Origin of the sequence: Bacteroides acidifaciens, from assembly GCF_903181435.1 — a bacterium.
Lineage (GTDB): Bacteria > Bacteroidota > Bacteroidia > Bacteroidales > Bacteroidaceae > Bacteroides.
The window spans coordinates 84,515-99,770 of the sequence record NZ_CAEUHO010000005.1 but is presented as its reverse complement, the minus strand read 5'-3'; the positions used below and the strand labels follow the sequence as shown (position 1 = coordinate 99,770).

The following is a 15,256-nucleotide window of genomic DNA, read 5'->3' as shown; positions in this document are numbered from 1 at the left end:
AACAATTAGCAAATAAGATATGGGCATCCATGGTAACCGCACCAAAAGTTTGTTTTATTTCGTACAGTAAGGAACAAAATTATATGTGTATGAATTTGTTCGACCTAGTACTGAAACAAGCCGAACCATGTGCTTGAGTTACTCAAGTCTCCTACATCATTTCACTGAGTGTAATACTTATCTTGGTCAATTCTACTACTAAATAGTAAGAGTAAGTTTGAAGTATAATTAAAACTTTCAGCCCCATGAACTTCCCTCGAATCCTCTCTTAATGGAGTAAACCATACGATTTATGAAAAATAAATGCAGCACACCAAAGGCTATTTGATTTCCGATGGAAGCCCGATGGTGTGCTGCATTTACATTTAAGTCAAGTTATCTATAACTCATTATTATGCCATTTATGCAGAAATTGCATACTACCATCCAACCGTAACTTTCAGAGGCAAACGATTGGAAGCCGGGCCGGCAAGAATCTCAAACTCGCCTTTTTCCACTACAAAGCGGTGCTGATTCATATCGTAATAAGCGAATGCATCCTCATTCAGCACTACAGAAACCCGTTTCTTCTCCCCTTTCTTCAAGAACACCTTTTCATAACCTTTCAGTTCTTTCTGAGGACGGGGGACAGAGGACTGTACATCATGTACATACACTTGTGCCACTTCCAAGGCATCCATCTTCCCTGTATTCTCGATATCAAAGCTAACGGTAACCTGATGTTCACCCGTTTTCTCCGCAGCCATATTGCTATAAGCGAAAGTTGTATAGGACAAACCGTAGCCAAACGGATAGAAAGGCTCTTTTCCCGAACGGTCGTATCCACGATAACCGACAAAGACACCTTCGGAATAGTCTACACGCTTAATCTCAGCTTTCAAATTCTCGTAATAACTGCCGTGCACCGGATTATCTTCCCATGTCTTTTCGATAGAAATCGGTAACTTGCCGCTTGGAGATATTTTTCCAGTCAGGATTTCAGCTATCGCCTGACCGCCTTCCTGTCCCGGATACCAGGCCATAAGAATAGCTTTTGCAGCATCATACCAATTGGTGAAATCCACACCGCCACCGGCATTCAGCACAACTACGACATTGGGATGCATAGCCGCAATCTTCTTGATAAACAATTCCTGATAGCGGAGCAAAGCAAACGGACGGTCAAAGCCTTCGCCTTCCGTATTACTGTTGAAGCCTGTGCAGAACACAACATTATCCACCTTTGCCAGCCCTTGACGAAGTTTAGCCTCATTAAGGCTATAAGCGTTGAAACGGATGATGGCCGAAGAAATATTATCAAAGAATTCAATCCGGAAACGGTATTCCTTACCGCCCTCAACAGGAAGTTCAACTTCACGGCTGGAATAAGAATGATTACCCCAGTCGCCTGTAATATGCTTGTCGTTCACAAACAGGCGGTAACCGTCATCACCACCGATGTGGAGTTTCAACTGACCGTCTGCCTGTGGGACATAACAGGCTGTCCAACGGACTGAAAAGGCATCTGTCGGAAAACCGTCCAACGGTGCGCCATAGCCCCAGTCATAATCAACAGAAGATTCCGTGCGTACAACTTCCGGCTGTCCCGAAAGCGTCTTGTTCTTGAAGTATTCAGCCTTGAAGCCTTTCACCTCACGATTGGCGTCAGTATAAAACTCATTAACAATATCTTCATAAATCACATCATCCGTCAATAACACCAGATTCTTTTTCTTCAGTTCCTTCAAGCCTTGAGCCACTGAGACGGTAGAAAAAGGAGTGACAAAACCACTGCCGCCACCGGTAGGTATCAAATCTGCATTAGGACCCATTACGGCTGTTTTTCCTTTCAGCGGGAGCAGGTTTGCTTCATTCTTCAACAATACTACCCCTTCGCGTGCCAGTTCTAAAGCTGTCTGGCGGGAGAATGGATTATCCAACGGAATATTACTGTCTTTCTGTTCCTTATCCAACATTCCATAAGCTATTAAAGTCTGCAGGATATGTTGTACTTTCAGGTTGATAGTTTCTTCGGTCACCGTGCCCGTTTTGATGGCGGGGATAAGGTTGTCGGCATTCATGAAACGCCCTTTCGGCATTTCGAGGTCAAGTCCGGCGTTAGCCGCTCCGATGGCGGAATATACCGAAGTCCAGTCCGACATCAGAATACCTTTGAAGCCCCAAAGATTGCGCAAGACATCAATATTCAGCCATTTATGTTCGGTCGCATGGACACCGTTCAAGAGATTGTAGCTGTTCATTACAGCACTCACGTTCGCTTCCTGTACAGCCTTGCGGAAAGCCGGAAAATAAATCTCGTGCAAAGTACGCTCGTCTATGTCCGAACTCGCATGATGGCGGCTCCATTCCTGATTGTTGCCAGCAAAGTGCTTGATGGTCGCAATGACTCCTTCCGATTGCACGCCAAGAATATATTGCTTGGCAGTCTCACCCGTCAAGTAAGGGTCTTCACCGAAGTATTCAAAGTTGCGTCCGCACAACGGAGCACGATAAATATTAACGCCCGGACCAAGCAAGATACTTACTCCACGAGCTTTGGCATCCTGTCCTAGGCCTTGACCTAATTTATAAAGCAAGTCACGATTCCAGGTAGAAGCGGAAAGGATGCCGGACGGATAAAGGGTGCTTTTAGGAGCATGGTTACGGATTCCCTGCGGGCCGTCAGCCAATTTGATTTCTGGTATTCCCAAACGCGGTATGGCACGCAGAGAAAAGCTGGTATATCCGGAGATATACTCTATTTTCTCTTGCAAAGTCATTTTGGATACAAGCTCTTTCGCACGTTGTTCCGCTTGGGGAGTAATCGTTTGTGCACAGGCCAGGATGCTGCATACAAGCATGCACAGGCTTATGATACCTATTTTCTTTTTCATGGTGATATGTGTTAATATAGGATGTGTCAAAAACCAATTTGGCTATCAGCTTTTGATACACTTCGTTCTTTATATTTTTAGTCTGTCAGTTCAACTTTCTTTAGTCTATCAATTCTATTTTAACGGTCTGTCCCTGTACGTGGATATTGTATTCTCCGGTTTCGAGGAATCGTTTACCGTCCTCATTGACAAATCCGAAATCACGTTCCAGGTCTATGTCGAAACGGAAAGTTTTCGTTTCTCCGGCTTTGATAAGTTGTTTCTCAAAGTGTTTCAGTTCTTTCACCGGACGGGTAATCGAACAATACGGGTCGGAGATAAACCAGTGGACTGTCTCTGCTCCGTCGCGGGCGCCGATGTTGGTGACAGTCACTTCAGCCGAAAGCTTCTCGCCACGCTTCACTTTAGTGGCAGAAGGGGTAACAGTGCCATACTTGAATTCTGTGTAGCTCAGTCCGTGACCGAAAGGATATAATGGGTCACTTGTTATATCTTTATAAAATCCCTGATGTCCGCGCCCGCTCTTACGACGGTTGTAATAGATAGGAATCTGTCCCGTCGAATAAGGGAAGGTCATGGCAAGTTTGCCGGAAGGATTAATACGTCCGGACAATATCCCCGCCATCGGAAGCGCGCCATTCACACCCGGTTGCCAGATTTCCAGTATGGCATCAGAGACCGGTTCCAGACGGTTCAGTTCCAATGGACGACCGTTTACCAATACCAGTACGACAGGCTTTCCGACTTTCTTCAGTTCTTTTGCCAGTTCTTCCTGCATCTGCGGTAGTGCGATGGAAGAGCGGGACGCATTTTCGCCGCTCCAGGTCATCATCTCGCCCAGGCAAAGAACAACAACGTCAGACCAGCGTGCAGCTTCCAATGCTTCTGCAAATCCTTTGCGGTTCTCCCCTTGTGTGTTGCAACCTAACGCATAACGCAGTTCGGCTTTTCCTGCAAATTCAGTAGCCAGGCCGTCATAGAGCATTGCCACATCGGTATCTTTTCCATGTCCACGCCAGGAGCCCAACAAGTCCCAGCCATTTTTTGCCATTGGGCCTATTACGGCAATCTTCTTTTTATCCGTCAGTGGTAAAACGTTGTTTTCGTTTTTCAGCAATACCATGGATTCTGCCGCAAGACGGGCGGCGATGTCCATGCTTTGCGGACGGAAGAAACGTTCTTTCTCAGTTGTAGCGGGAGTATAAGGACGCTCAAACAAACCGAGACGGAATTTCAGAAGCAAGACACGACGGACAGCTTCGTCCACTTGAGCCATTGACACCTTGCCTTCTTCTACCAACTCCTGCAAATGACGGTCATAAGCATGAGACATCATGTCCATTTCAAGACCGGCAGTAAATGCATACCGGGCAGCTTCCTTTTTAGTTGCCGCCAATCCCTGGTTTTTCAACTGTTCGATAGCTCCCCAGTCGGAAACGATAAAACCGTCATGTCTCCAACGGTTCTTTAATATCTCGGTCATAGTATAAGGGTTTGCCGAACCCGGTACACCGCTGATATCATTAAAAGAACTCATCAGAGTTGCCGCACCTGCCTTCACACCCATTTCATAAGGAAGCAGATAAGTGTCCCAAAGAGTTTGCTGGGAGATTTCGGTATATACATAGTCACGTCCGGCTTCGGATGCCCCGTAACCTACATAATGTTTCAGACAAGCTGCCACACGGTTTTCTGCCGACATATTATCACCTTGATACCCTCTGACGGAAGCTGCACCGAACACTCCATTTGCATAAGGGTCTTCGCCATAACCTTCCGCCACACGTCCCCAACGAGGGTCACGTGCCACGTCAATCATCGGTGAGAACGTCCAGTCCACTCCCGACATACGGGCTTCCTGTGCAGATACGGCACACGCCTGTTCCACCAAATCCGGGTTCCAGGAACAAGCCTGTGCCAACGAGATAGGATACACGGTACGGAATCCATGAATCGCATCATAACCGAAAATAATAGGAATACCCAGACGGGATTCTTCCATCGCTTTCTTCTGCATATTATTACGCAGTTCGGGATTTGCCTCGAAGTAAATCAGAGAACCGATTTCCGCGGGCACTTTCTTCACCTCTTCGCCTACATTATTCACGTTGTTGTTCCGTCCCAAGGTATATTGGTTCAACTGCATCACTTTCTCTTCCAAAGTCATGCGTGATAACAAGTCGTCTACGCGTTTCTCAATCGGAGCCTTTGCGTCTTTATATAATGCCCCCCCTTTTTTATCCTTTGCCGAAAGGGTACATACCGTACCCAGCAAACAGATTCCGTAAACTAATGCTTTTTTTCTCATTTGTATTTTCGTCGGTTAGTTAGTAATAAACAGGTCAGTCACTTTATACGGATGCTTTACTGCTGCATGGGCAGCTTTCTGGGCAACAGCTTTCCGCGCCTCATCCAGCCCTTCCGGTCCATAAGGATTCCCGACCACATTGCGCTTGAAGATACGTTCGAACCAGGTGCAGGCAGCGGTATAACGTCCCACCTTCACATCCAGATGATAGCCGTCCCTGTTCAGATGGTCGCCGATAAAAGAAGTACGGGCATTCTGTATGGCAGTGCCCGAAGGGATGACAATCTTTATCTTGTTCACCTTAGCCGCTTTCTTCACAGCATCGGCAATGGCCTGATACATGGTCAGTTGATTGCAGTTGTAGTTTTTAAATCCACTATGCTTGGAAGTAGACGCATATGCCCAGGTTTGGTGCAACATCAGCTTTGTTTTCTTTGGAAGACGTGCTTTTACATATTCTATAAGTTCCGGCAGAGAGGCTTCATACGTCTCATACATTCCCGAAAAAGGACTTGCCTGTTGCAGGCTGACGTAATCCCAGTCTTCATCTGCCAGCACCGTTTCCAAAGACATCTTGCCCTTTTCCCGTTTCTTTCCATCCGTACCGATTTTCCGGTAGGCATAGGCGGGAGCATTTTCACGGGCATTCTTCACATGACGTTCCAGAGAACAGCCGCCGATAAACATATTGCCGATGATGGTTGAAATACCTTCGGCTTCCGCCAGTTCATGCAGATATTGCTCCACGGCATCCTGCGAGAAGCTGTTGCCGATGGCAAGTATCCTGACCGTTTTTTGCTGCGCATACGCTCCTCCGGCAAGAAGGAGCAGTATGAACATACAAATCACTACATTTCTATATTGCTTCATTATAATCAATATGATAAAAACCAGACTTTATTTCACCGGACTAATGCATAGTGCATTGATGTGTCCTTCCGCGGCCAAACCGGTATCAATCCCTTTCACCTCGACAATGACCTTGCCTTCCGAATCCGGTTCTATATTCTCAAACTTAGCAATGTATTCCTCGAAATTTGCGGCATTAAACGAGGCAACATCCTTGAGACCTGTCTTCACTTCTTTAACCTCACTCTCCGTTTTACCTATCAATTTATAGGAAGATATACGGGTGTCTTTGCCTCCATTAAAACGGATGGCTAAAATAGTGAAATTATATTTCCGGGCTGCATCCAGTTGAGAGATTTCTATCCTTCCCGGGCCTACATCACCCTTATTCTTCTCTCCTCCCACTAACAAACCGTCTTTCCATGCAGTCAGCGGAAATGCCACGCCATCCACCGTCACCGGGCTGGCCGGTTCGCCACTGACCCCGGCATAATTCGCAGTAAATCCGCCAAGGACTCTGACGCCAATATTCGTATAATTGTTTTCCGCATCTTTTATCCAGCTTGTGGTTGAACTTTCCAAATACGAGGTTATATTATTCCACGGAGTGGCAGAGAGTGAAGTCGGGCCGAAATCAATATAGATGGGAGCTTTCAAGTCGGTGCCAGATATTTCCGGTTCCTTGAAGTTAACCATATCAGTCACTTCATCGGGTTTCTGCACAGCGTAATGAGCAGCATTTTGTGCAATCTTCACCACCTGCGGGTCAATCGTTTCGGGAGCATACGGGTTGCCGACAACGTTTTGTCCTGTAATCATCTCAAACCAAGTGCAGGCAGCAGTATATCGGCCGTAAGTAACCTCCAAATGATAGCCGTCGCGATTGAACGCGTCACCCAAGAAAGAGGTACGGGCATTCTGGATGGCAGTGCCCGAAGGAATCAGCAGGTTCAGTGCCGTATGATTCGTCACCGCCTGTCGGGCAGCAGACACAATGGCATTATACATAGTCATCTGATTGCTATCATAATCCGGGAAACTTTCATGAGTGGAACTGGAAGCGTATGCCCAAGTCTGATGCCACATCAATTTAGCCTGCGGACAACGTGCCTGTATACCGGCAATCAAATCAGCAAGCGCTGTATACGTACCGTACTTACCGGATTTTCCGCTCGCCTGTTGCAAGCTGATATAATCCCAGCTTTCATCGGCCAATGCCTGAGACAACTTATATTTGTTTTTCAGCACTTTCTCGCCATCTACCACTTTACGGTATTCATATGCCTCGGCATCCGACTGTAAATTAGCCAGATGCCTGTCTAAATCGCATCCGCCGATATACATATTGCCAATAATAAAATCATGTCCTACAGCTGCGCCCAATTCATACAGGTATTGCTCCACCGCGTCTTGGGAGAAACTGTTGCCGATGGCAAGAATCCGGATTGCCCCTTGCTCCACCGTAACGGGAATCGTGGCAACAAGCGGTTTGGTATCCGTAGGACATTCGATAGTGATGGACGTGTTTCCGGCAGATACACCTGTGATTGTGACAGCCTTATTGTCTGCGTCTACCGCTACGCTAGCTATATTGGGGTTTTCGGAAGTACAAGTATATTCAGGTTTCAGGTTCTCGTCACCGCCTACCGTCACATTCAATGTAACCGTTTCTCCCGTAGTAACGGTAACTTCATTGGAAGCTACCACCATCCATTTGCCGTCTACATAGACGATTTTCTCTTCAATCTGCGTCACTATCTTCTCCGATTCGGAGCAGGATACCAATACTCCTCCGACAGAGAATAGTGACACTAAAAATAATAATCCTGCCAACAGGAAGTTATTGTTCCATTTTACGGTTTTCATAGTCATCTACTATTAGTTATTGTTTCTCTTTTTAGCAAAATAATCTCTCATCAGATACCACGCTTTCTTACGCATACCCTGGTCGGATATGAGTCCTTTGCGGTTCCAGCCATCCTGATTGGTGGGGTGGAAACGGAACGGCGAACGGAAGTCGAACAGAATCCAAGGCGATACACCACGCAGGTTCGGAATATTGTCGAACATACGGATGTTGTCTCTATACAGACGGGCCTGGTATTCTTCACTCCAAGAGCTGACTACGTTCTCATCACCGGACTGACCATACAATGCTTCGCCGCCAAATTCCGAGATAATCAACGGTTTGTCCGTCACTACTTCCCATATGGCATCTTTCGGCTCGACAGGCCACGGATGATACCAGCCCATATATTTATTGATAGCTACAACGTCCAGTTGGGAAGTGAAGTCGTCTTCCATTACAAAACGCTGCTTCTCGCTATTGAAGCGCACAAGGTCGAAAGCGGCAACGTACAGGCGAGTAGTGTCCAGTTGTTTTCCCGTCTCAAGCAGGGAAGTAAGGAATTCGTTCCGTTCTTTGGAAGGCTGTGTTTCATTGGCAACGCCCCAATAACCTACCGCGCAGCGGTTCTGGTCGCGCTTAATCATTTCAGCAAGCATCCTTTGCGCTTTCTGACGGGTATCATTATCTGTAAAGTCAATGCCTTGCCAAATAGGAATCTCCTGCCAAAGAAGGAAACCCATCTTTTCCGCCAGGCGTACTGTGTATTCATTCTGCGGATAATGTGCCAGGCGAATCATGTTCACGCCAAGCGCTTTCGCTTCATTCAGCAACATGGCTGCATCGGCTTCCGAGAAGGCACGCCCCATACGTTGCGGGATTTCTTCGTGGAAAGAGATACAGCACATAAATGTCGGCTTCCCGTTCAGGTAGATATCTGTTCCTTTCACGGTGATATTGCGGAAGCCGATTTGTTCTTCCACGCGGTCGGTATTTGAAGATACAGTCACGCCATAGAGTTTCGGCTCTTCCGGCGACCAGCGTTGCAGCTTCTTCGCGTTCAATACAGTTTCCGCCTTTCCTTCTGCGTCGGTGGTAAGCTCCGCATTGATTTTGAGTTCAGGGATGGCAACTGTTACTTTCTCACCTGCTTTTTTATCAGAAAGACGCACACGGGCAATTATCCGGTCGGGAGCATTTTTATCCAATTGGACGAAATAATCTTCTATAAATGTCCGGGGAGTTTTCACCAACAGCACATCTCTTGTGATGCCGCCATAGTTCCACCAGTCGAATGCCAGAGCGGGAATGGCGTCTTTAGTGCGGCGGTTGTTTACTTCTACCGCCAGGAAGTTGTCGCCGTCTTTCAACAGGTCTGTCACTTCCACTTGGAAAGGGGTGAAACCGCCTTCGTGCTCTGCTATCTCTTTTCCGTTCAGGTAGACTTTGCTACGATAGCTGACAGCGCCGAAATAAAGGAACTGGCGTTTGTCTGCCAAGCGTTTGGCATCAAAGTGACGGGCATACCATACAGTGCCTTCGTAATATTTCAGTTCGGGCGACTGGGAGTTCCAATCTCCCGGAACGTTAAGACGCAACCCGCCTTCAAACGCGTATTCGTAGAAATCAATATTTCCTTCCGGTTGTCGGTTCTCATAGATTTTCATCCGTTGTCCCTGGTCGTACAGGTCGATGATGGCATTCCATTTACCATTCAGCGAATGGATGTCACGGCCATATACATTCGTTATCAGCTCTTGTGCCGCAACGCTTCCAGCAAAAGCAATCAGCAACAATAAACATAGGTTTAATTTCTTACCTGTTTTCATTTATCTATTAGTTTATGGTATTAGTATATTATTCGTTTTTCGATTCATTTTTCAGGAAATTCATTACCCAGTTCCAAGCTGCACTCCACTGTTCGGCATAGGCATAATGGGCGGTCGTCTCAGCTACAAACAGTTCTTTCGGAGCATTAATCACGTTGTAAGTGGAGTAAGTAGTAGTAGGCGGACAAACCATATCATTATAACCAAAAGTATAGAATCCCGGCACTTTAACCTGACGGGCAAAGTTGACTACATCAAAATACTGAATGGTTTTCATCTTTTCCGGTATCCGGTTCTTCTCATCCTTCAACATATGCGGCCAACCGCCTGCACGACCGTGGGCATAACCCGCCATATCACACAAGGCTGGATAGAAAGAAACCAATCCTTTGACACGAGTGTCCAGTCCGGCAATTACAATAGAAAGCGCACCGCCCTGGCTTCCTCCAAAGGTCGCCAGATTGCCATTGAACTCAGGAAGTGTGTAAATGAAATCAATGGCTCTCACGCAGCCTGTATAGACCCGCTTGTAATAGTACTTGTCCCGATTGTCCATATTGAACGAGTGGTAGTTCTTCAAAGCTCCGTTATAAAGGCGGTGATAGACATCCCCCACCAAATTGACCGGAATGCCGTGAATACCGATTTCCAATATGATGAAACCCTTTCCGGCACGTTCGGCTTCTCCGTTATAGGCACGGATGCCTGCGCCTGGCACTTTCAGAATCGCTGGATATTTCCCGGAAGCCTTCGGGACACAAAGGATGCCGTACATACGGGACGCATAGTCATTGTTCGCGAAAGAGACATGATATACGTTCACCTTATCCGTACACCTTTCCGGCAGTAAAGTCATTATCGGTTCAAGCGCCCACTTTTCTGCGGCTTCTTTGGTGCTTTTCCAAAACTCCAGAAAGTCGGCGGGCAACGGAGTGGTCGGTTGCAATTTCTCAGGAGAAAAGCCGACGGTAGCCACGCCTTCATACTCACGTCCTTGGCAAGTGACAAAAGCACGGCAACGCAGGAACCCTTCTTTTTTCATAGTCCCTGCGTTAATTTCAAGCTTTTCGTTCTTCAAAGGCTGTTTGCCTGTCTGATGAGGTTTCATCATGTCTTCCGAAATCTCATAGCGCACTTCCAGATTATCCTGCGGGATATTGCATTTCAATACCGCCACTTTGAATTTCACTTTTTCTCCCGGTTTATACAGCCAATTAGTGTGGTCGGGAGTGACCTGCACTTGAACCAGTCTTTCCTGTGGCTGTCCCCATGCAACTATCTGCATGGAGACAAATGCTATCAGGAGAAGAAGAAAACGTACACTTTTTATCATAGTTCCCTATTTTATTTCATTTGTCATTGCTATATTAATATTCCATTTATCAGCTATTAAGATTTCATTTATCAGCTATTAATACCCATTGTCTCAACTATTAATACCTGTCCGCTCAACTGTTAATACCTGACAACTCAACTATTAACACCCAACAGCAGAGGTATTAATGCTTCTCTCCACAAATCATAACACCCTGTAAATCAAAAGTTAACATTTTATTCATCATTAGCATAAAAAGCAGACAACCGCCTTTTTATGGTTTTACTTCGTATTGATAGAGTGCGAAAGAGTTCTTGTCATTCAGCTCGAAACTTACTCTACCCTGTGCGCCGACTTTTGCGGCAAACTTCTTACCACTTCCCATTACAGGGGTAAAAGTAACTTTCTTACCCTTTGGAAGCCAAGTGTCAATACTCCCCCTGGCTTGCTCATTATCTTCGCGATAAACCACAAGATAGCCTTGCGTGCCGGAGACGGTCGATTGGAATCCGGTCCACGAGCGTCCCGAAGGTTCTTCGCCAACGGGCAGTATGACGCCTTGATGAAACCGGAGTTGCAAGGGTTGGTACTTCTTGAGCAGAGATGCCGTAATATAAGCCTCTTCGGGCAGGTTCGAAGCTTCCATCCAAGCCAACGGCTGTGCCGCCAAGGTGATGGCAAAGAGGTAATCGAAACTGTAACGGGCGGGGGCAAAAGGGTCGGCAGCGTCATACTTATCGGCATTGCGCCATTTATTAAGGAACTCTATCTGCATCTTCTCTGCCGGTACATAGCGGGACAGCATCCAGAGGTTGCGCAAGGTGCGATAAGGGTAATAGTTGCCCCAATCGGTATAGCGGTTTTCCAGGAAGATGTTACCGTACTCGTTCATATAGTGATATCCTCCGCGACGACCGGCAGTGGCATCGAGGTTGAAAATCACTTCATAGTTGGTTTGCTCCAACACGGTATCAAACAGTTGGCGCAAGTTTTGTTCGGCTGTCTTGGTAGGTATCTGCAAGCCGTCTATCTTGAAACAGCAGATGCCGTACTTCTTATAAAGTCCGATAATGGCCTGCGCATCTTTTTGCCAATCGGCAAAATCATTCTGTATGCTGGGATTGAACCATAATCCGATGCGAATACCCAATTTCTTGCCTTTCTCTACAATAGGTTTCAGTCCATGAGGGAATTTCGTGGGGTTGGGTGTCCAATAATCGGCATTTTTCCAAATATCCTTAAAACTACCTCCGGCAGTCTTCGAGTTAGGGCTTTTTCCGCTCTGCCAGCCATCGTCCAGTTGAAAGAGGGTGATGCCCATGCGTGCGGCACGGTCCAGTTCTGCCAGGCAGAAAGCCTCATCTATTTTGGCATCCTGACTACGGTCGCCCCAGGTATTGAGCATAATCATCTCATCCTGTGCGGCGGTGTGGTGGCGCAGTTGTTTCTGATAGAGGCGCAGGGCAGTAAGCGCTTCTTGCTCACCGCCGGTATAGATGCCGGTAACACATCCATAAACGCGGGTCCAGCTATCTGGCTTTACATCATGAGACGCAATGCCCAGCCCCACTACCATAAAATCACTAAAGTCCGCCACGAAGTCAGAACCCGGATAATGTAATTGGGTACTGCTGCTGGGAGCCTCTTTTAAGAAAAAGAAGCCTTGACGCGTAGCTACGTCATGAGCAAAAAGCAAATTACCACGATACGTATTGCGACGGTAAGGAAGCCAGGTACGCCCGGTCACCAGATTGTCATTCCAATCGGTGTAATCGAAAAACTCTATTGTGCGGGCACTCCAATGATTGCCGGATAGTTGCAGCCTGTCGAGCGTGGGAGTTTTCACCCCCGTAGCCATATCGGCCGTGTGCTCTATATTTTTGCGGTCGGCGTTAGAGCGGTTGTCCTCCTTATTCTGATAAAGTTCCACTTGCCCTTTCAGATAGGTGTCGCAAGCAATGGCGGGACAGTCTGCATAAATGCGATAGCGACGCTCTATATTCAGCGAACCGATAGTGCAAGCCACGGTAGCCTGCAGATAACTGGCGTGGATGCCGTTCGTCGGTATCTCGTTCACGGTGAATGTGGCATCCGTAGGGATACCTTTCACAATCGAGAAATCGGGTTGTTTGCCCTGTGCCGAAATGGTTTTTCCGTGTTGCTTGTCAGTAAGGCTGATGGTAACAGGCGCACCGTTATTCCACAGCATGGCGCGTTCCATATAGTTATTGCCCATACGTAGCGTGTCACCTTTCAGAAAAGCGTAATACTGTTGTCCGCCCCAAAGTGGCAAGGTACATATTGCCGATAGAAATATCGTGATAATATTTTTTTTGCTCATAGTTTGTCTACGGTTTGATGTAAGCTCCCGGAACTTCCAACAATTCGTTGGGTTCGTTGAAGCGTTGGTTATCGGGCACATCGCGTTTGCCCAGCCCCGCTTGCATAAGTTGCTTCAGTTCGGGCAGGTGATGATGATAGATGTCGCGTGGCTCTACACGATGCTTGTGGCAGAGTCCGGCTGCCATACCTACTACTTCACCCATCATGCCGGTAGTACGCATCACACGTACTGTGCCTAAGGCTACGTGGGTACAGCTCATATTGCGGCCTGCCATAAAGAGGTTGTCCACATTGCGAGAATAGAGACAGCGATAGGGAACGGCATAAGGATGAATCCAACGATGCACCGTAGCCGACTTGAATTCATTGCCGGGAAAGCGGACACTATTCACGCTGTCGGGGAAATGAAGATCGATACTCCAGGTAGTGGTGAACGAAGCATCCTCGTGCGCCACATTCTTGTCTATATCGTCCTGTGACAGTACGTAGTCGCCCAAGAGACGGCGTGATTCGCGTTTGCCTGAGATATACGCCACCCAGTCGAGGGAACGGTTGGCATACTTCTTATGGTCTTTATAGTGATTCTTCAGATAACTCCAGTTGGAATATATCACCAAAAGTCCATAGTCGCGTACACGTTCAGCTTCGCTGACTTGATTGCGGTTCATGCCTGTTTCCCATTTCCACTCGCCCATGGTTACAGGCTCACAGTTTTCAGCGTCAAAGCGCACGCCATATTCAAAATGAGGGAAGGAAGTTTTCTTCTTCATGTCCTTGCTATACCATTGTATAGAGGCGCCCATCACCAATGAGTCGGGTTGCTCGGGAGCAAGGCTCTCGCCATATTCATTGCGGCCTTCACGTCCCATAGTCCAATCGGCACCGGCCAAATAGCCTATGGTAGCGTCGCCTGTGCAGTCGCTAAAGAGAGGAGCGGTAAGTTCGGTTTGTTCTCCCGTCTCGATGTGCTGGATAGTGACTGACGCAATGCGGTCTCCTTGCATCTTCACGGCTACCGCACGCTGAGAGGCATAAAGGGTAATGTTCTTTTCGGCATTTATGAAGTCTTCTTTCTTCTGGTCTTCGTAGTAGTCACCCGGTTGTGCATTGCCGGAGCGTTCATGACCGAACTCGCGTATCATACGCCCTAATCCCTGATTAGGACCCATTTCGATGATACCGCCGAGGTGTACACGAATTTCCGACGAGTTATTGCCACCCAATACAGGACGATCGTTCACCAGTGCCACCTTACAACCTAATCGGGCGGCCGATGCAGCAGCACACATTCCGGCTATCCCTCCTCCTACTACCACTAAGTCGTATTGATGAGCGGGCACCGTCTGTTGTTGTCGCAAGCGGTCACGAAGTGCGGCTGTCTCTGCCGTATCCCAGGTAGCGGGTTGCGTGTTCGCATCGGTAGTAAGGTAAATGGCATCGCAACGACCGTCGAAACCGGTGAGGTCTTTCAGCGCAAGAGTGGTAGTCCCTGCTTTCAATACTGCCTTTCCGGCAAATTGCCATTGCCAGGAATTACCAGTATGTCCTAATGTAGCCTTCAGCAATTTGCCGCCTAAAGCCAGGCGGAATTTTCCGGGACCTTCGGCATCGGTCCAAGGTGAAGTCCAGTTGTAAGTACGGGCATATACGTAGTAAGTGCCTGCTTGGGGAATATTGATTTCTGCCGTAGCATCCGCCACAGGGATGCCCATGCCATGTGCCATGAGATAGGGCGAACCCATCTGATCCATGAACTGCTGGTCGAGCACCCAGCCGCCTCGCTGGCTGAAGCTTTCTGCTTCGATGAGCAGTTCTCCGGCTACAGCCACAAGGCTACAGGCTACGGCTATGCATGTCAGTAAGATTTTTTTCATCACAGCACAGCGTTTTTAT

The 15,256-nt window shown here is 47.5% G+C and carries 8 protein-coding genes; all 8 read right to left on the bottom strand.

Annotation, left to right across the window (positions count from 1 at the left end):
• Positions 1-419: 419 nt before the first annotated feature.
• The gene (locus CLIN57ABFB40_RS17560; RefSeq protein ID WP_175631303.1) at positions 420-2,873 is read right to left on the bottom strand and encodes a beta-glucosidase; all 2,454 of its coding nucleotides are present in this window, start codon (positions 2,871-2,873) and stop codon (positions 420-422) included.
• 100 nt (positions 2,874-2,973) lie between these two features.
• On the bottom strand, positions 2,974-5,181 hold the full coding sequence (locus CLIN57ABFB40_RS17555; RefSeq protein WP_175631302.1) for a glycoside hydrolase family 3 N-terminal domain-containing protein: 2,208 nt from the start codon (positions 5,179-5,181) through the stop codon (positions 2,974-2,976).
• Between the two features lie 15 nt (positions 5,182-5,196).
• A complete protein-coding gene (locus CLIN57ABFB40_RS17550; protein WP_175631301.1) occupies positions 5,197-6,051 on the bottom strand; it encodes a DUF4886 domain-containing protein in 855 nt (284 codons plus the stop codon).
• A 27-nt stretch (positions 6,052-6,078) separates the two neighbouring features.
• Entirely contained in the window at positions 6,079-7,902 is a 1,824-nt protein-coding gene (locus CLIN57ABFB40_RS17545; protein ID WP_175631300.1) for a DUF4886 domain-containing protein, read from the bottom strand.
• Positions 7,903-7,908: 6 nt separating this feature from the next.
• Complete coding sequence (locus CLIN57ABFB40_RS17540) at positions 7,909-9,705, bottom strand: glycoside hydrolase family 2 protein (RefSeq protein WP_175631299.1); 1,797 nt, start codon at positions 9,703-9,705, stop codon at positions 7,909-7,911.
• A gap of 28 nt (positions 9,706-9,733) precedes the next feature.
• Positions 9,734-11,038: an acetylxylan esterase gene (locus CLIN57ABFB40_RS17535; RefSeq protein WP_175631298.1), complete on the bottom strand. Its 1,305-nt coding sequence runs from the start codon at positions 11,036-11,038 to the stop codon at positions 9,734-9,736.
• Between the two features lie 256 nt (positions 11,039-11,294).
• A complete protein-coding gene (locus CLIN57ABFB40_RS17530) occupies positions 11,295-13,361 on the bottom strand; it encodes an alpha-galactosidase (protein ID WP_175631297.1) in 2,067 nt (688 codons plus the stop codon).
• A 7-nt stretch (positions 13,362-13,368) separates the two neighbouring features.
• Entirely contained in the window at positions 13,369-15,237 is a 1,869-nt protein-coding gene (locus CLIN57ABFB40_RS17525; RefSeq protein ID WP_175631296.1) for an FAD-dependent oxidoreductase, read from the bottom strand.
• Positions 15,238-15,256 lie beyond the last annotated feature (19 nt).